This window comes from Proteiniclasticum sp. C24MP, assembly GCF_043951855.1.
GTDB lineage: Bacteria > Bacillota > Clostridia > Clostridiales > Clostridiaceae > Proteiniclasticum.
This window is the reverse complement of record NZ_JBINJW010000001.1, coordinates 1-18647: the sequence shown is the minus strand read 5'-3', so window position 1 is coordinate 18647 and position 18647 is coordinate 1. Positions and strand designations below refer to the sequence as shown.

At 46.9% G+C, this 18647-nt stretch carries 16 protein-coding genes; 8 read left to right on the top strand and 8 right to left on the bottom strand.

Features of this window, described 5'->3' with window-relative positions; genetic code table 11:
* The first annotated feature begins 55 nt into the window (after positions 1 to 55).
* Entirely contained in the window at positions 56 to 1573 is a 1518-nt protein-coding gene (locus tag ACHAL6_RS00080) for a hypothetical protein (RefSeq protein ID WP_395268057.1), read from the top strand.
* Between the two features lie 199 nt (positions 1574 to 1772).
* On the opposite strand, the gene ACHAL6_RS00075 is transcribed toward ACHAL6_RS00080, so the two are convergent.
* The 5 genes from ACHAL6_RS00075 to ACHAL6_RS00055 form a co-directional block, all read right to left on the bottom strand.
* The gene (locus ACHAL6_RS00075; protein WP_395268056.1) at positions 1773 to 3050 is read right to left on the bottom strand and encodes an NAD(P)/FAD-dependent oxidoreductase; all 1278 of its coding nucleotides are present in this window, start codon (positions 3048 to 3050) and stop codon (positions 1773 to 1775) included.
* 645 nt (positions 3051 to 3695) lie between these two features.
* On the bottom strand, positions 3696 to 4139 hold the full coding sequence (locus ACHAL6_RS00070) for a hypothetical protein (RefSeq protein WP_395268054.1): 444 nt from the start codon (positions 4137 to 4139) through the stop codon (positions 3696 to 3698).
* Between the two features lies 1 nt (position 4140).
* Positions 4141 to 4584, bottom strand: coding sequence for a LytTR family DNA-binding domain-containing protein (locus tag ACHAL6_RS00065; protein ID WP_395268052.1), 444 nt, complete (start codon positions 4582 to 4584; stop codon positions 4141 to 4143).
* A gap of 3 nt (positions 4585 to 4587) precedes the next feature.
* Positions 4588 to 5883 (bottom strand): alpha/beta hydrolase family protein, encoded by a 1296-nt coding sequence (locus tag ACHAL6_RS00060; RefSeq protein WP_395268051.1) that lies wholly within the window; start codon positions 5881 to 5883, stop codon positions 4588 to 4590.
* Between the two features lie 167 nt (positions 5884 to 6050).
* Entirely contained in the window at positions 6051 to 7028 is a 978-nt protein-coding gene (locus ACHAL6_RS00055; RefSeq protein ID WP_395268050.1) for a GGDEF domain-containing protein, read from the bottom strand.
* 229 nt (positions 7029 to 7257) lie between these two features.
* Between ACHAL6_RS00055 and ACHAL6_RS00050 the strand changes: the two genes are divergently transcribed.
* The 5 genes from ACHAL6_RS00050 to ACHAL6_RS00030 all read left to right on the top strand — a co-directional run bounded on the left by ACHAL6_RS00050 (position 7258) and on the right by ACHAL6_RS00030 (position 12711).
* Positions 7258 to 7827 carry a TetR/AcrR family transcriptional regulator gene (locus ACHAL6_RS00050; RefSeq protein WP_395268049.1) on the top strand — a complete coding sequence of 190 codons (570 nt, stop codon included), beginning with the start codon at positions 7258 to 7260 and terminating at the stop codon, positions 7825 to 7827.
* Complete coding sequence (locus ACHAL6_RS00045; RefSeq protein WP_395268048.1) at positions 7824 to 10682, top strand: hydrophobe/amphiphile efflux-3 (HAE3) family transporter; 2859 nt, start codon at positions 7824 to 7826, stop codon at positions 10680 to 10682. Before ACHAL6_RS00050 ends, ACHAL6_RS00045 begins: the two co-directional genes overlap by 4 nt.
* A gap of 185 nt (positions 10683 to 10867) precedes the next feature.
* Entirely contained in the window at positions 10868 to 11452 is a 585-nt protein-coding gene (locus tag ACHAL6_RS00040) for a TetR/AcrR family transcriptional regulator (RefSeq protein WP_395268047.1), read from the top strand.
* A gap of 61 nt (positions 11453 to 11513) precedes the next feature.
* On the top strand, positions 11514 to 12083 hold the full coding sequence (locus tag ACHAL6_RS00035; protein ID WP_395268046.1) for an NUDIX hydrolase: 570 nt from the start codon (positions 11514 to 11516) through the stop codon (positions 12081 to 12083).
* Between the two features lie 337 nt (positions 12084 to 12420).
* Positions 12421 to 12711, top strand: coding sequence for a hypothetical protein (locus ACHAL6_RS00030; RefSeq protein WP_395268045.1), 291 nt, complete (start codon positions 12421 to 12423; stop codon positions 12709 to 12711).
* 122 nt (positions 12712 to 12833) lie between these two features.
* Here ACHAL6_RS00030 and ACHAL6_RS00025 read toward each other — a convergent pair whose 3' ends face one another.
* Positions 12834 to 14168 (bottom strand): MATE family efflux transporter, encoded by a 1335-nt coding sequence (locus ACHAL6_RS00025; protein ID WP_395268044.1) that lies wholly within the window; start codon positions 14166 to 14168, stop codon positions 12834 to 12836.
* A gap of 92 nt (positions 14169 to 14260) precedes the next feature.
* On the opposite strand from ACHAL6_RS00025, the gene ACHAL6_RS00020 reads away from it, so the two are divergent.
* Together ACHAL6_RS00020 and ACHAL6_RS00015 are read left to right on the top strand one after the other, a co-directional pair.
* The gene (locus ACHAL6_RS00020; protein ID WP_395268043.1) at positions 14261 to 15154 is read left to right on the top strand and encodes an AraC family transcriptional regulator; all 894 of its coding nucleotides are present in this window, start codon (positions 14261 to 14263) and stop codon (positions 15152 to 15154) included.
* A 110-nt stretch (positions 15155 to 15264) separates the two neighbouring features.
* Positions 15265 to 16374 (top strand): glycosyltransferase, encoded by a 1110-nt coding sequence (locus ACHAL6_RS00015; RefSeq protein ID WP_395268042.1) that lies wholly within the window; start codon positions 15265 to 15267, stop codon positions 16372 to 16374.
* 62 nt (positions 16375 to 16436) lie between these two features.
* Here ACHAL6_RS00015 and ACHAL6_RS00010 read toward each other — a convergent pair whose 3' ends face one another.
* Together ACHAL6_RS00010 and ACHAL6_RS00005 are read right to left on the bottom strand one after the other, a co-directional pair.
* The gene (locus ACHAL6_RS00010; protein ID WP_395268041.1) at positions 16437 to 17222 is read right to left on the bottom strand and encodes a hypothetical protein; all 786 of its coding nucleotides are present in this window, start codon (positions 17220 to 17222) and stop codon (positions 16437 to 16439) included.
* 80 nt (positions 17223 to 17302) lie between these two features.
* Entirely contained in the window at positions 17303 to 18346 is a 1044-nt protein-coding gene (locus ACHAL6_RS00005) for a hypothetical protein (RefSeq protein ID WP_395268040.1), read from the bottom strand.
* Between the last annotated feature and the right edge of the window lie 301 nt (positions 18347 to 18647).

The following is an 18647-nucleotide window of genomic DNA, read 5'->3' as shown; positions in this document are numbered from 1 at the left end:
GCACTGAACATTCTGCTGATGCACCTGACAACATGCAAACAAGGAGAGATCGATTTTGGAGAAACATTATTATCCCTGGTTCAAAAGAGAAGATATTGACGGATTCTTTGCCCTTTTTCAGAACAACCTGGCAAACTTTGTGCTCATCGCCGTGTCCATGACCGCCATGGGCTTTCCCGGCAGCATCGTATACGGACGTGTCATTCCTGGCGTGGCCATGGCAGTTCTGTTCGGCAATCTCTATTATGCCAGAATGGCCGAGAAGCTGGCAGCCAAGGAAAATCGAAGTGATGTGACGGCCCTGGCCTACGGCGTCTCAACTCCTGTCATGTTCATCTATCTTTTCGCCGTACTTCGACCTGCTCTTCAGCTCACAGGAGATCCCGAACTCGCCTGGAAGATCGGCCTTGCGGCCTGTTTTCTTGGTGGCGTGGTTGAAGTTCTGGGGAGCTTCATCGGCAGATGGGTTCATCGTCATCTTCCCCGGGCAGCCATGATGGGCGCTCTGGCTGGCGTAGCCTTTGCCTTCGTAGGCGGGGAAATGTTCTTCATGACCTATGAGATGCCCATCGCAGGCATGGCGGTTCTCATCATCATTCTCCTAGGCATGGTAGTGAAGAAACCCATGCCCTTCAAGATTCCCGCGTCCCTTTTTGCCATCATCATCGGTACATTTCTTGCCTACACCATAGGTGGTCAGGATGCAGGGATGATTACAGAAGGACTGAGCGTCATGGGATTCTATCTGCCCAGACCGACCTTGGGTCTGGTGGAAGGAATTCTCTTCATCGGAAGAAACATGATCGGCCTCTTTGCGGTGCTTCTGCCCATCTCCATCTACAATTTCGTGGAGACCATGAATAACGTGGAAGCCATGGCTTCAGCAGGTGATGAATACAGCGTATCAGAAGCGCAGCTGGCTGATGGACTGGGCACACTCTTCGGAACCTTCTTCGGAGGAGTCTTTCCAACCACCGTATACATCGCTTCCATCGGATCCAAACTGATGAATGCAGGAAGAGGATACTCCATACTAAACGGCATGGTCTTCTTCATTGCCTCCACATTTGGTGTCATCGCAGCTCTATCCAAAGTGATCCCCATGTCCGTCATCGCACCGATTCTGGTGTTTGTGGGCATCTCCATGGTGACACAGACCTTCGGCACAGTGGAGAAAAAGCATTATCCTGCAGTGGTTCTGGCCATGTTCCCGTATTTTGCGAATTATCTCATGACAAGGTTCAACGGCAGTGCAGGAGAAGTGGTTGCCAACCTATCCAGCGGTATTGTTCCACTGGGCCAGGGAGCCATGTTCACAGGACTCCTCTGGGGAGCGATCCTTGTGTTTCTTCTGGACGGTTCCTATCGGAAGGCTTCCTATGCTGCAGGAGCGGCTGCAGTGCTTACTGCAACAGGCTTCATGCATGCACCGAATCTTACACTGCTGTATGATGTGAGATTTGTCATCGGATATCTTCTTGTGGGGGCGATGATCGAAGGATATCGCCGTTACGAGAAAAACATGGAGAAGAAAGCGGCAGACCACTCAGTGATCAAGCTTAAATCTGCATAGCAGGCTGGGTCTCGCAGCGAATATGAAAGCATGAAAAATCAGCTGAGCATGTCCACTTCAGTGGAATACATCAGCTGATTTTCAGTGTGCGCAAAAAAGGTGGTCTCCTCTGCTAGAAGAGTGTTATTCTTAGGAATCCAGAGGGTTTAAAGATCTCCACAGGCGCGATATGCTTCTGGATTTCAACGAAACGAAGGTGCTAAAGAATGTCCGCTTTCAGTGCTTCTTCTTCAGTGTAGCCATCTTCAATCCCTTTGACGATACGCGTTGAGCGCTTGGTATCTCCTAAGAGAATTCCGGCCACCAGCTTGTCGTCACGGAAGAAAAGCTTCTTGTATTCCCCTTTCTTTACACTCTTATGTTCAAGAATGTCCAGACCAGGATCGCAGAAGTCCACATTTCCGGCAGAGAACACCTTCGCATTCATGGATGTGAACATGGTGGACAGGACCATAGGCGGGAACTTCAGATCTCCACCAGCGGCATTGGTGCCGGCTACTCTTCCCATGTTCAGTGCCGATGGCCAGGTGCCATAGACGAAATTATTGATTTCAGCCACATCGCCACAGGCATAGATATCCTCTGCACTTGTTTCCATCCTGGTATTCACCACAATGCCTTTGTTCACTTCAATGCCCGCTTCAGCAGCCAGTGCTGCTCTGGACCGGACACCTACGCTGAACAGCACAATCTGGCAATCCAGAGTATCTCCGCCTTGAAGCCTTACACTGGCAAGATTCTGATTTCCATCCTCATCTTCTTCGATGGTGATGGATTCCAGTGAGTCTTCGAGAATCAGCTTCACACCTGATGCCAGAGCCATGTTCTTCAGTACTTCAGAAGACTCCTCATCCAGCTGTCTTGGCAGTAGTCTGTTGAAAAATTCAATGACGGTGACATCCAGTCCGCACTTCTTCAGAGACCATGCAGCCTCAAGGCCCAATAAGCCCCCTCCGATGACTACAGCCTGTTTGGATGCTCGGATTCTTTTCTGCAGGGCTATGGTGTCATGATGCTCTCTGATGCTGAAGAGGCCATCATAATTTCTGAAGTTCGTGCGATCCACTTTCATCACATCCACAGTTTTTCCGTTTCTTCTTATTTCCACATCCACTGGCGGAATAAAGTTGTAGCTGCCCGTGGCAATGATGAGTTTATCGTAATGAATCTGGCTGCCATCCTTGAAGGTGACGACCTTGTCCTCTTTATCAATGGAAGAAGCTTCCATCGACAAGATCTGCTCCACTTCGTTCTTTTCATACCATTCTTCTTTTACCATATAGAACTTATCTTCCGGAAGCTCAGCACTGAAGCATTCAGCCAGCTGGGTACGAAGATAAGTTCTTTCTTTTTCTCTTCCTGTAATGATGATTCTCCCGTCTGGATCCTTCTTCCGTATTTCACCCGCTGCGAAGTGCCCTGCGGGTCCATTACCTATTATAAGATAGACTTTTCCATCTTTCTGATATACCGACATGATTTCCTCCTTGAAGTGGATGCGTATTTGCTTCATTCTCATGAACACGACTACAGCGCTGCGTTCAGTGGTCAATGCCTTAAATGGAGCATCATCCAGTCAGATTATAGCGCTAATGAGAATGAATATCAATTAGCTTGTTGTAAAGATTTCATGAATGGTGGGAACTCCACACAGTGGTTGCGGGAGGATAATTTTAAGAAGCTGTGATCTTATGAAGAATGGCAAGGGGAGAAAAAGCGCTGCAAAAGATCACTGAAATCATAGTCGGTCAGTTTCATATTACGGTGAGAAATGATCCTGAGAACAGAGAAGGTTATGGATACCAGGTATGGAAATGTACGCCAGAAGATACCTATCGGGCAGATGAGATGTATGAGCAGCTCTGTATCATTCTGAGATCATATAACGCAGTTGTTACGATTACCGCTCATAATGAGCCAGAACATAAGGATATTTTACGTGCCATTTGGAAAGATCTGCTTCCGAAGCTAGAGAGTAGCATTCATGACAAAGATAGAAAACAGGAAAAGAGGGGAAATTCTCTGAAACCATTGTGATAGAAAAAATCTCCCCTTAAGCCGCTGTGGCTGTTTATCGGGAGATTCTGTGTTTTTCATTCATAGGAATCAGATTCAGATTTTTCTACTCGATAGGCTGATGGTTCTCCTGGAGAATCTTCAGCGCTGCATTGATTTCCGAGGCTGTCTTCTGATCATGGATCCAAAGAACCAGATGAACAAAAAGATTGATGAGGAGGATCATGAGAGCCAAGGACACCGTCATGGAGACACTTTCAAGAAGGCCTGACACATAGAGAAAGGAAAGGATTGTGGCCTCCAGCAGAATGAAATGCAGAACATTTCTAGCTATAGCTTCCCGAAGGGTGAGCTCATGACTGGAGTACTTCACAATGAGCGACAGCGAGCCGATGAAAGCGAAAATCAGCGGGGAGAAGAATGCTTCATAACCAAACCTGGCCTGGGGCTGGAAAAGAAGACCTAAGACAGCCATGCCCAGAATGATGCCTGTGACGGAAACGCAGAAGCTGAGTACGACTTTTCTGACAAAAAATGTTCTGAAATCCATATCAGACACCTCCTAATACTTGACGCTTGATGAGGGGAACATACTGTCTGGAGATGATGATCTTTTCCCCGTTTTTCATGTGGGCATAGAACCTTCCGTTTAAGGCAGGAGCGATGCTCTCCAGCTTCATGAGATTGAGGAGAAAGGATTTTGAGCAGCGGATGAACATCTTGTCTTTATAGGCATCCTCCAGCTCGTAGAGCCTGCTTTTCAGTTCATAGGTCTTCGTCTTTGTATAGGCGAAGACTTTCTCATCCACCGCTTCGAAGTAGAGTACAGAGGCCAGGCTGAACTGATAATAGCGCTCAGAAATTCTGCCTGTCAGAACCGTTCCTCTGGAAAGGGCATAGGAACGGATGCTTTCCACATCAGGCGTGATTTCAACACATTCGATGGTCAGGCATTCATCGGCTTTTTCACTGATTTTTCTGATCTTCACTTTCATACATCAATATTCCTTTTTGATTATTGGTCTGCCTTCTCCTTTCAGACAGCTGTCGAAAAAGTCCAGCACAACCTGATTCATGGTATTTATACATTCCCTGCTATCCGCATCTCCCACACCCAAAGCTTTGGCCAGAATAGGAGAGAACAGGGGCAGGTCTGTGAAGTTGAGATGTCCGGTATCCTCAAATACCGTTTCATAGGCATCCAGGGCATGGGCGGAAGCGTAAAAGTTGCTGTAGGTGTTCTCCTTAAGGGTCAGAGCGTTTCTGTAGTGGTCTTCAGCATAGATGTTCAGAAGCGGAACCGGATAAGGTGTGCTGTCAAGGACCATACTGCCATTTTCAAAACGCTCTTCCTCTCCCAGCATGGTGCCATCCAGCACGATCACCGCATCGATATCAGGGCGCAATCTTCCGATCTCTGCAGAAGTGGCTCCGCCAAGGGAGTGCCCCATGAGACCGATGTTTTCGCAGTCGATGAGGGAGAAAACCGTTCCTTTCTCAGCGGAACTGGCTTCTTCAAGAATCCTCTCCAGAACAAAATGCTCATCTTCCACACGAAGTTTCAGCCAGCTCTGGGTTGTTTCAAAGATTTCAGCCTCATGCTGGGTATCCGTGATACCGTTGATTTCAGCAGCCTTACTGATGAAATCAGGATCCACTGTTGTGAGTGTTCCACTGGTATCTAAGGTGTAGAAGGCATGTCCTGTATGTCCGATGCTTGCCACCACATAGCCATGAGAAGCAAGCTCTGCAAAGGTTGAGTAGTTGCTGCCGCTGAAACCGAAAGCCCCATGGGAGAAAACCACAAGAGGGTAGTTCCCTTCCGCAGTTTCAGGATAGTAAAGCTCCACAGTGAGTCTTCTGCTGTCTTCTGTTGAGAAGGCATCTTTCCGGTCTTCATCGATCCAGGTATACTTTTCCGTCTTCACCTCAAAGGTACCGGTGACCTCGGGCTGCAGATAGGGTGGAAACAGAATCAGTACAGAGGCCGCTGTGATGTAAAGAAGAAGACTTACGGCAGCTTTCAGGATGGTCTTTCCTTTTCTGAAAGACTTTTCCCGTCTTCTTAGTAATCCTACAAGACTCACAAGAGACTTGATGGCAACAAGAAGCATGATGGGCATGAAGCGGAAGCTCCAGGTAAGGACTCCGGTAAGAAAGAACAGAATCAGAAGAAGCAGAATGGAGAAATTCAGTATCCCTCTTTCTTCCTCGAAATTTCTCTTTCCATGGAGCGCAAGATAAAGAAGCGTTGACTCCATAAGTGTAAGCAGCAGGATGAATAAGATTCCCATAATTATTACCTCCAGATTTGTTTTATGGTCCAAGTATAGGAGGCTGCTTCTATTGAAGCAACGAATTATGGATGAGATGCAGATTCTGCGGATAAGCTGCATGAACCATACAGAAACTGAACTATGAGAAGACTATTGACGGAAACTATGTCACAGGATGGAATCCATCAGCCTGTGACTTTGTTTCTTCCGTTCTGTTTTGATGCATAGAGGTTCTGGTCAGCTTTGTCGATGAAATCAAGCAGTTCCATCCCTTTATACTCTGCTGCGCCGCCACTGATGGTGACGCGGACGTCATCGGGGAAAGCTGCTTCTGCCACTTTCCTGCGTATGCGTTCTGCCACCTGGAGTGCACTCTTTCTGGAAGTGTTGGGCAGAATGAGCAGAAACTCTTCTCCGCCGTAGCGTCCCAGAGTATCCAGGCCTCGGATTTCCTCGTTGATGATCTTCGCCACTTGTTTCAGTACAAGATCCCCGAAGACGTGTCCTTTGGTGTCATTAATGGGTTTGAAGTGGTCAATGTCAAACATCACGATGGATAGAGGAGATTTATAAATCGCAGATTTTTCCATTCGGCTTTTCAGCTCATCCATGATGGCGCCACGATTTCTTATGCCCGTCAGTGCATCCGTCATGGATTCAACTGTGAGCATTCTGTTTTCCATTTCCAGCTCTTCCAGTTTCGCCTTACGTTCCGTGATGTCGAAGACGATGCCTGCGGCAAACAGGGGTTTACCCTGGAGGTCCCTCTTTGTGACCTGACCGCGATCATAGAACCACTTCCAGGAACCGTCCTTTGCCTGGATCCGGTATTCGCATTCATAGACAGGTGTCAGACCCATCATGTTCTTTCTCATGGCATCCATGGTAGGCTCATAGTCTTCAGGATGCAGTCTTTCCGTGAAGAACTGATAGGGCACTTCTTCAGGGAGGTCCTCCATGGAATAGCCCAGCGCTTCCACCTTTAGTGGATTGAATACGACCTTGTTTGCCCTGATATTGTAGTACCAGTGTCCCAGATTGCCTGTCCAGGCGAAATCCAGCCTGTCTTCATTTTCTTTCTCTTCCAGGAGTGCTTCATTGAGAAGCTTCAGCTCCTCGATGATCTCAATCAGTTGATTTCTCGAATATTTCTCATAATCCATTGCATACCCCACACATTCTTCTTCAGTTTGACATTTATTTATAATACTTTCCATTTCTCGATATTTCCATATCTTCATGATATAGGAAACCCCGTAGGATTGCCATATGGTCTGCATTGGGATTGGATGTTTATTTCAGGATTCTGAGATTTTTCTCTATGAAAAGACTTGTCATCTGATGAGAAGGTTGGTATACTAAGTAAGTGCTTACTTACATAAGGAGGTCCAAATGGGAACAAGAACAAGAATGACCAGAGAAGATCGAAGAAAACAGATTATAGAAAGTGCCATGAATGTGTTTAAGGAGAAAGGCTTTAAGGGAACCACCACAGCGGAGATTGCTGATTCCGCAGAAATCACGGAAGTGACACTCTTCCGGTACTTCACCAGCAAGCAGGAAATCTACCTGGAAGGAGTCAGACCTTTCATTGTGAAGACACTGGAGGAAGTGGTGGAAACATCCGCAGGCATGACACCCAGAGAAAGGCTGCAGGCGATTCTTCTGGACCGCATCACCTTCATATCCGAGAATTACGAAACCATAAAACTGATTCTCAATGAATCTCCGGAGCTCAGCGGCATGGGGGTGGATTTATCCAGCGAAATCAGAAGAATCATTGAAAAGAGCATCGGACAGGCCCCCATCAGAGAAGATATGCGCCCCATGGCCGTGAGAATGATTATGGGTTCTCTGCTTTCATTTCTTTATATGCCTGAACAGAATGCGAAGTCCATCAGGAATTACGTGTATCAGATTACCGATCTACTACTTGAGACCATGCAAGGGGATAGACTATGACCAGATTATTTGAGAAAATCGGAAGACTTATTGAAAACCATCCCTTCAAGGTGCTTTTAACAGCACTGTTTCTGGTGGTGGTTATGCTCATCGGTGCCAGAAACATCTATATGGCCACAGGAAATGACACCTTGGTGGATGCGGAAACGGAAGTCTACAAGCGGCACGAGGAGATGGAGGACACCTTTGGCGGAGATTCCATCCTTGTGGTCTTTGAGGCTTCTACGGAAGAGGAGCTCCTATCCGTGGAGAATCTCACTAAAATGTGGAATGTGGAAAAGAGAATGGCTTATGATGCGGACATCTATTCCATCATGAGTCCCGCCACACTTCTGCACCAGATGACCATCCGTCAGTCGGATGTCATGGAAGAAAATGTACTGGAGCTAAGCGGCGGTCTATCTGAGATGGGCTCAAAACTCAGTGAAATCGGAAATACGCTGCTGCTGAAGGAAGTGCCTGATCCCAAGGAGATGGAAGAGAAGCTTCAAGGCTTCACCCAAGCCACTTCCAATTTCGATAAGCTCATAGACGGTCAGAACAATATCGCCACTGGGATCGGTGGTCTTTCCGACGGTACATGGAATGCGGCGGAAGGGATTTCCACCATCAGCGGAAAACTGAAGGAGCTGGGAAACACTGCTGCGGGGAATCCGCAGATGAGCATGCAGCTCACAGCACTGGCCGAGAATCTCGATAAAAGTGCTTCAGGTCTGAAAGAGATGTCTGCCAGAGCAAAGCAGCTGGAAGGGGGACCCCGGGAAACCGCAACTGCCCTTGATGGTATCAAAGACCGCCTCGGAAGCGAAACCGAAGCCATGAAAGACAGCCTGAAGGGCGGTATCTCCCCGGAAGAGCTGAAGACCATGGCAGAAGGCTTCATCACCATGGGAGGAAGCTTCACGGAGATTTCAGGCGCACTGGCCATGTTTCATGAAAAATCGGACATGATGGAAGCGTCGCTGCCAAAGTCTCAGGAAGAAGCGGATCTGCTTCTTTATGAAGAGGGCAACCTGAGAACGGTCTTCTCCGATGTGGTCAAAGAAGGGACCACCGGTATGATGATCGTGAAGCTTGATGGAGGCGTATCCGATGCCAGAAAAGTGGAGATCATAGAGGAGCTCAATCAGGGGCTCTCCGGTGAAAACTTCGATACCCTTACCTACATGGTTTCGGGTAAACCCGTACTGGATACCTCCCTTCAGTCCGAGATGAAAGTCAACATGATGATCATGGTGGGCTCTGCCCTTGTCATCATGCTGCTGGTACTGGCACTGGTGTTCAAGGTCCAGTGGAGAATGCTGAGTCTGGCGGTGATCCTGGTATCGGTCATTGCCACTCTGGGATTCATGGGACACATCAGTGTTCCCGTCACCATGGTTTCCATGGCAGTGTTTCCCATCCTCATAGGCCTTGGCATCGATTATTCCATCCAGTTCCACAACCGATATGAGGAAGAGGGCTCTGTGGTATCCACAGTGAAGCATGTGGGCAAAGCGGTGTTCATCGCGGTCCTTGCCACCATACTGGGCTTTTTGTCCCTCTATATTTCGCCTGTACCTATGATCCAGGATTTCGGGAAAATGCTGACCCTGGGCGTATTCATCAGCTTCCTGGGCAGTCTGTTCATTCTGCTGCCGATTCTTCATATCAGAAACACCATCGGAAAGCCTTCCAGCGTGCAGCAGAAAAGTGCAGGAGCTGAGGCGGGAAGTAGAGTGAAGTCCGTCTTAGGGGCCATGACAGGATTCATCCTGAAGCTGAAATACCCCATTCTGATTTTCTTTCTTCTGCTATCCGTGGCGGGATTCTCCAGAGACTCCAGCATCGGCATCGAAACAGACATGGAATCCTTCATGCCCCAGGAAATGCCTGCACTGGTGGACCTTCATACGGTACGAGACGTCATGGGTTCCACAGACCAGGTGATCCTGTATCTTACAGGAACGGACCTGGACAAGGCGGCAAGCCTTGAAAGCATCAAGGAGACAGGAGATTATCTGGAGGCGAAGTATCCTGATGTCATCACGGATGTGAAGTCCCTTGCTGGCAGCGCCATGCTCTTTTCCGGAGATGAGACTCTTTCTTTCAAAGACTACGCGGAAACAGTCAGCGATCTGCCCGTATCCATGTCGAGCATGTTCATCACGGAAGACGCTACAAAAAGTGCACTGATCTTAAACATCAGGCATCTGCCAACCAGCGAGCTGGAAGAGTTTGTCACATCGCTCAAGGAAACCATGAATGAAAGTGACCTGAATGCCGCTGTCACCGGTAAAAGCATTCTGGATATCGAAATGGTCAAAGGCCTGACCAGCGGGAGACTGGCTATGACCGGTCTGGGCCTCATACTCGTATTCGCGGCGCTGCTTCTGATCTACAGAAACCCTGTGAAGGCGCTGATTCCGATCCTGCCTGTGGTCAGCATCATTGGTCTATCCAGTGGTATCATGTATCTGGCTGGAATCAGCTATACACCCATCACAGCCACACTCGGTGCACTGGTCCTGGGCATGGGTACGGAAATGACCATCATGCTCATGGAGAGATACACAGAGGAAAGAAGAAAAGGAGAAGGTAGAGAAGCGTCCATGAAAAACGCCGTGGGCTCCATCGGCGTCGCCATCCTTGCATCCGGTCTCACCACTGTGGGCGGGTTCTCCGTGCTGATGCTTTCAGACTTTGTGATCCTGAGAGACTTCGGTCTCATGACCGTGGTCAATATCTCCCTGGCACTGCTGTCCACCTTCGTGCTGCTTCCCCCCATTCTGAATCTGATGGACAGATTCCTGCTGTCAGGAAAGGAAAAGAAGGCTTTAGCGATTCTTTCTGAAAAGGAGGAAATGACAGCTTAGAAGAATATTTAACTGTGATTAGGGCTGCTGTCCTGCTGAAATGTTCAGTAAGGATAGCGGCTCTTTTATTGAGCTCTTCCGAGTTCAGGAAAGGGCAAACTTTTTCTGCAGAAATAACGTAAAATGCGTTTCTTCCTCTATAATTAAGAAGTATAATAGATACCTAAAGGAAAGGGGTGAGCATCATGAAGGAACTGAAAAGTGTGGAAGAGAGAATACTGGACAAGACACTTTATCTCATCGGCAAGCAGGGAAGCGTGCACGTACCTGTGAGAACCATCGTGAAGGAAGCGGACGTGAACATCGGTGCCATCAATTATTACTTCGGCACAAAAGAGAATATGCTCCGTCAGGTGAAGAAGTTCTACATGGAGAATCTCATTTCCACCGTCGTCCCGCTGGATGACGAATCTCTGGAGGATGAAGAGAAGCTGAAAAGATATGCGGCGATGTCCATGGAATACAGCATGCGTTTTCCTGGGGCCATCGCTCTGGTCAAGGATGCCTTCGAAACGAAAGACCATGATGAGATGTCCCAGAAGATCGTCGAAGAGACCATGCTTATGGAAGAGAAACTAAACAAGGTGATGAAGCGTTATCTGAAGGATGTGGAAGACGAATTCAGTATCAGAAAAACGATTTTCCTCTCTTCCATCATCTATCCTACTCTGGAATTCAATGAGCTCAATGGAACCGCTTTTCTTAGTGAGGAAAAGCAGAGGATGTATTATATTGAAAAAGTCGTGAAGCTCATCAGCCAAGGGGTGTAGTGACGAAATAGACTGAGATGAGGAAATTATACTGCGTGAATGAATAAAGTGAGGTTTTATATTGAGTACCTATTATAAAGAGCTGATCAGAGCCTACAGACCCAAGGACGAGATGGACCATCAGGTGAAGGAGAATATGATCTCCCTCATTGACCTGCACGGAGATACTCTACTGACCCGTGAAAATCCCATAGCCCATATGACGGCATCCTCTGTCATCGTCAACGAAGAAAGAACGAAAATGCTGATGATCCACCATAAGATCTATGACACCTGGACCTGGCAAGGAGGGCACACCGACGGAGAGAAGGATCTGCTTCAGGTCGCCCTGAAAGAGGCGGAGGAAGAGACCGGTCTCAAAAGCTTCAAGGTGCTGGAAAATGAAGATGGGCTGATCAGAAAGCTGGATATCCTGACGGTGAAGGCCCACTTCAAAAGAGAAAAGCCCATCACCGCCCACCTGCATCTGAACGCCGCATTTCTTCTGGAAGCCAAGGAAGAGGATACGCTGCTTCAGAACAAGGATGAGACCAACGGTATCAGATGGGTACCTGTTTTGGAAATCGATGCTCTGGCAAAGGAGCCGGAAATCACACCCATCTATCATGATCTGATCAGAAGAGCGAAATAATATCAGAGAGAGATTCCAGAGCGGATGGCTCATGCTCTGGAGTCTTTTATTGTCCTGGGTGAAGCCGGGGAGAAAGAACGCAGACCTTTTGGATGACCTGAAGAAATACTGTATACATCTCTATAAATATATGCTATGCTATGCATGTACAATTCAATAAAGTTTCTTATGAAGAGTGATGGTAGAGAATTAGCTCTGTGACCACACACCAACCTGCAGATGCTGTAAGGTGGTAAAGCTAATATCAATGAGGAGATCTTTTGCAAGCTCCTTCAAGGGCTTTTTTTGTTGCCTTGACTTGAGAAGAAACAGAATGAAAATGAAGGAGGGAATTTAGATGTACGACTACAAAGAAAAAAGAATTAGAGGAGGGTCATCCTACGCGGATGCCATGTACCGATTTGGTGCCTCTCCTGAGCATTACGCCAGAAGGATGACAGAGCGCATCATAGAGAAGGAATGGGGCATAGAGTCTCCCTTCAGGTATTTCGGTTCAGAAGGATTCTTCATCATTTCAGAAAATGATGTGCCTGTGATCATCAAAGACTATGAATTTGTGGAGATCCACAGATGCACAGCGGTTCATTCCTTTGAGAACTGGGTGCAGGAGCTGGTGAAGAAGGGCTGAGCTGTGATCAGGGAAGAAGACAGGATGAAGCGGGCTGAAAGAAGAATAGAAAAGAAGAATTGAAAAAGCCTGTCTCAAGGAATGTGCATCCGTAAAGGTGCCATCCCATGAGGCAGGCTTTTTCATGACGAGGTGATCGCGGTGAGCATACTGAAATTGTTTCTCCACCGGATACGCATGAAGACGGCGCGAAAGACCTCATCCAGACCCAGGGCCAGCCAGATGCCGGGCAGTCCCATGGACAGAGAAAAGGTGAAGACGTAGGATAGAAGCACACCGATGCTCCACATGGAGATTACAGACATGTAGAAGGGAAACCGGACATCTCCCGATGCTCTCAGGGCATTGACGAAGATGAGATTCTGACTTCTTCCCGCTTCCACGACGAAGTTGAAGAGAAGAACGGTGCTGGCCAGAGCGATGATGTCCCTGTTTTCTGACAGAATGCCGAGAAGAGGCACCCTGAAAAGAACAAGGATGGAGCAGAAAGCCATGCTCACCAGAAAGGACACTCTAGCGGAGTAGAGGGTGAGCGCATTGGCTTTGTCTCTCTCCTTTGCGCCCATATGCCATCCCACCATGATGGAAGTGCCCTGCCCCAGGGAAACGGCAAACACATAGACGAAACTCACCAGGGTATTGCTGTAGGCGTAGGCTGTGATGGCATCTTTTCCCAGTTTCGTGATGAAGATCATCATGATGAATTTCGCCAGGGTATAGGAGATCTGCTCTCCTGCAGCGGGTGCACCGTAATGAAGAATTCTAGGCAGAACCGTCTTGAAATCCTGTCTGCCGTAGTGCACAGGAAGATCCTTGAATGCCATCTTGTAGACAATGGAGCCAAGGATCACAAGTCCAATACCCTTGCTGATCACCGTGGCCCAGGCGGCACCTTCCACCCCCATGGAAGGCAGTCCCAGTTTTCCATAGATGAGCACATAGTTCAGAAGCACATTGATGAGGTTCATGAGAAAGGAGACCTTGAAGGTGGTCCTGGTCTTTCCGTGAGCCCGAAGAAACATGGAAAAGGTGATGGAGATAAGCTGCAGGAAAAGGAAACTTCCGATGATCACCATATAGTCCCTGGCAAAGGTGAGCATCTGTCCATCAATGTTCAGGAAGGATAAAATGGTGGGATGGAGCACCACGATGAGACCGCTGAAAAGGATGCCCAGGATGAGATTGATGAAAAGAGCTGAAAGGGTGAGTTTCTGGATCTCTCCTCTGGATTTTCTTGCCCCGATATATTGGGCCAGAAGAATACCGGTCCCTGCTATGATGATGTTTCCTGCAATCTGAATGAGAAAGAGGAACTGGTTGACGACGCCAACGGCGCCTACAGCCATATCACTGTATTTTGACAGCATCAGGGTATCCATGCTCCCGATGATGGAAAAGAGCAGGCTTTCGAAATAAATGGGATAACTGAGTTTAAGCAGTTTTGTACGATCACTCATGATGAATTCAACTTCCTTTTTCTGATATAATGACTATTATACAATCCTGACACAACTGAAATCTTGCAGAATTGAGGTGTAAAGTAGCACAAATGAATCATATCGGAATAGATTATTATGAAACAAAGAAACACGGTACGGAATATCTGCCTTTTGCAGTATATCTTTCAAAGATTCCTGAAAAGCTGTCCTATTACCCTATGCACTGGCATGAAGAAATGGAAATCATCTATGTGGAATCCGGAGCATGCCTGATCACCATAGATGGGGAAAGAGTTCATGCAGGGAAAGATGATCTCATTCTCATATCTCCGGGCATGACACATGCCATTGATCAGGTGGAGGGCTGTTCTTCAGTCTACTACAATATCATCTTTCATCTGGAAATGCTTATGACAAAAGAAGGGAAAGACATACTCACAGAAAATTATCTTTCTCCACTTCTGAGAGGAGAAAGAATATTCAAGGTGAAAACGGATAGGAAGAATTCTGAGGCGGACAAAATGAAAGCACTGGTGGATAAGCTGGTCTACTTCAGAGGCAGCATGAGAGAAGAGGGGCTGGGCTTGCTTGTGAAGGCGGCCCTTCTGGAGCTGTTTTATCATTTGAGGGTGTATCTTCAGGATAGTGAAAAGAAAATGGTGAGTCTGCATCAGATCGAAAAGATGAAGGAGCTTACAGCGTGGCTGCACGAGACATCAGCAGAGGAAATCAGTCTGAAGGATGCTGCAGAATTCTGCGGTTACAGCAGCTCCTATTTCACAAAGTTTTTCAAAAATTACACAGGGGCCAGCTTTGTGTCCTACAGGAACCTGATTCGCCTGGAAAAGGCCAAAAAGCTTCTTGAATCAGGAGAACATACAGGCCTTGAAGTTTCGGGGAAATGCGGCTTTGAAAACTACTCCTATTTCATCCGGGCATTCAGAAAGCAGTATGAAATCACCCCGAAACAGTATCAGCTCCATGCGAGGAGGAACCTCATCTGATTTCCGTTAGAAGCGTGCATGGAAATACTGGATGAAGTTAAGAAAATAGTGCTATCATAAAGGTATAGATGAAACTTAAAAGAAACGATGAAAAGCAAGGGATGGTAAGAATGAAAAAAGTCGTGATACTCAGCGCTTCCATAGGCGGAGGACATAATGCAGCTTCCAATGCCATCAGAATGTATGCAGAAGAATTAAAGGAGGAGTACCAGGTTACCGTTATTGATGTCCTGGAATATATCCGGCCCATTCTATCGAAGGTCGCCGAAAAGACCTACGAGATCAATGTGAAGAACTTTCCGGAATTCTACGGATGGCAGTATGACCTGAATAATTCCATGGATGGTAAAATTTCCAGGAATATTCTTCCTTTTCACTCCAAGCTGAAAGAACTGGTCAATGAATATAATCCGGATGTCATCATCTGCATGCATCCCGTATCCGTCACCAGCATCATTCGTGTACGGGAAAAATACGGATTCACATTCAAGGTATTCGTAGTGGTGACAGATTACGATTATCATGCCAGCTGGATTCACAAGGATGTGGATATGTTCTTTGTGTCCAGTAATTTCATGAAGCTGAAGCTCTTAGAAGATCATATACCAGAAACGAGAATCAGAGACACTGGTATTCCCACCAGTCATGAGCTGCAGGTGAAGCTTGACAAATTCAAAGCGAGATATCTGCTGGACCTCAAGGACAAGAAGACCATCCTCATCATGGGCGGGAGCTTCGGTGCAGGAAATCTCATAAAACTGGTGAACTCCATGATGAAATCGAATCTTGACCTGCAGGTCATTGTCATCACTGGAAGCAACAAGAAAGTGAAGAAAGATCTGGATAAGTTAAGCGATGAGGTGGAGAAAGATCTGATCATTCTAGGATACACGGAGAAAATCTCCCTCTACATGGATGCTGCAGACATTCTGGTGACTAAACCGGGTGGTCTTACCGTTACAGAAGCGCTCATCAAGCGTCTGCCTCTGGTGATCACCAGGCCCATCCCAGGACAGGAGGAAGAGAACGCTACGTATCTGCTCAACCACGGAATCGGAGTAAGGCTGGACCAGGATGAGGAGCTTCATATACTCATTGAGGATCTGATTCAGGATGAAACGAGACTGAAGCACATGAAGGAGCTTCAGGAGCACTATGCGAAACCCGATGCGACAAAAGATCTGTTCGCTGTGATGGATGAACTGCTGGAAAACACATGACTGAAACGATAAGACCTGGAAAAGAAGCATATCACTTCTTTTCCAGGTCTTTGCACGTGAAGTCATTGAAAATCGATTTCGGCCTTTTTCAGGATGTTCTCTTCAAAATCGTGCAGCAGTGCATCCGATTTTGCCAGTGTATAGAAGACCAGATTGAGATCCAGATCCTTGAAATAATACAGATAGACTCTTCCTTTCATCTCATGAAGTGGATAGTTCACAGGAGATGGAGGCGATGTGCCGAAGAGGAGATCACCAGCAGCAAAGGCTACTCCATGATGCTCTGGACCATTGGTGACTACAGAGCTTTCATAGGACGTGAAAGTATAAGATGAAATGATGACATCCTTCTGCTTTTCATGTGCCAGAATCTCAAAGGCGGCTTCTTCAACAGGCAGTCCTACTGCCGGAAGAGCCAGATGCAGCATGTCATACTCAGAAAGGAGCATCAGGTCTTCTTCGGTGATCTTTCTTTCGAATCCCGTAATACTGTAGTAGCCCAGGTACGCATTATACAGGGGGTCTGTATCATCATAGATCCGGCTGTATCCTTTGCCCTTCTGAAAGTCTCCAAAGGTATAATCCACCGTGAAGTGAAGGGGTTTTCCAAGATAACGGGAGAGATTCTTGTCATTGTAGGTGACAAGCAGCGGGAAAAGATCCGTATCCTCCAGGTGCAAATGGATATCCATACCCAGGTTCTTCGCAACGCTCTGTTCTTCCTGATAGCGATCATAAATGCGGACCACAAGAAGGGCTCTGTCCTTTCCGAAATAGGGCGCCTTGATGAAAACCAGTGCGCAGAGAACAAGCAGCGCTCCTGCTGCTATGCTCCATCTTCTTCTCATCTCAGACGCCCCCTTCCGCTTCAGATTGAATCCATATCGTTATGATGATTGTATCATCAAATTCTGAACTGGATTAAAAGTTAGAGGGAAGAAAGATGAGTCTCATATTCCGATAGATCCTTAAACCTTCTGATCGGGACATGATGGGCCTTGAGAAAGTCCTCAAAGGTGTGTTTATGCTTTTCTGCAGAAATCACCAGGGAACGCAGATCATCCGGGTCATAGGCCTTGGCCAGATCCGGGAAATCCGGTTCTTTCAGATCCATGTACTGGAAGACATCCGCGATTTCTTGCTGGAGTTCACAGGCCGCAAAAAGGGCTGTATAGGGGTCGTTGACTTCAGCGGCGTGATAGATCTTGTTGTAGCTTGTGATGAGCTCTTCGTAAAAGCCGGATAAGACATTTTCTGCAGAGCCTTTCTCTCGATACCGGTCAAGTTCTGCATGAATGAGTTTTTCGGTGTTTTTCAGCAGACAGGAAAGATCTTTTTTCATGGTTTCCATGTCATCTGAAAGAAACAGCGTATCATAGCATGATGCAAAATTCTCCGGGACCAGGCGATTGTCCAGAAGCTCTTTCTTCAGTCTGCCACGTCCTCTTTTCACTGTATTGCAGTTCAGAAGAGAAAGGGCATAACCGAGATGATTGATGAAGCGTATACCGTGTTGTCTGAGTTCACTGATTGTTTCCGCTTCCTGGATCTGATAAATGAGCTTGTAGCTTCCTTCGAAAACTTCTTTTGCTTTTTTCGCAAAATCAGACTTTCTACTTAGATCGAGGGCGATTGTTTTCATTTTTTCAAAACGGTCCAGGTCTTCCTGGGAAGCGGAGTATATAACTTTTCCTTCCGTCACAATGGATGTGATCCGTTCCTCGTGTCTGGCGATGCTTTCCAGTCGCTGCCAGGAAATGGGCCACAGATCAAACCCGATCTCTTCCAGAATAAAGGTGAATCCCAGCTGATATCCTTTCTCTGTCTTTGGCACGAAATAGAGATCCAGATCGGATCTGTCATGGGTAGCCTTGTAGATATAGGAACCCATGACCACAACAAGTGCCACATCATCAGCGTAGTCCTTTCTGATTTTCTCGATAAACAGTTCTGCAATTTTTTCTAAATTCATAATTACCTCCATAAAAAAACACCATGTCCGGCGATTTCTTTACATCACAGAAAATGGAGTGGCACATACGTATGGATATTCTCATGAACAGGAGAACATGCAGCGATGCAGGGACCGGTTAATCGGTCCTTCCAATCCAAAATTTCTGAAGACAAAGAAAAGCCTGCTTCTGCCGGCTGCAACTTGACCATCAGTTCCTTCGGATTATAGAATCATCACTGCACCTCATTAAATATATTTCCATAATAGTATACGATTCATTGTCATATGTCAATAGTAAATCATAAGATAGAGAAAGTGA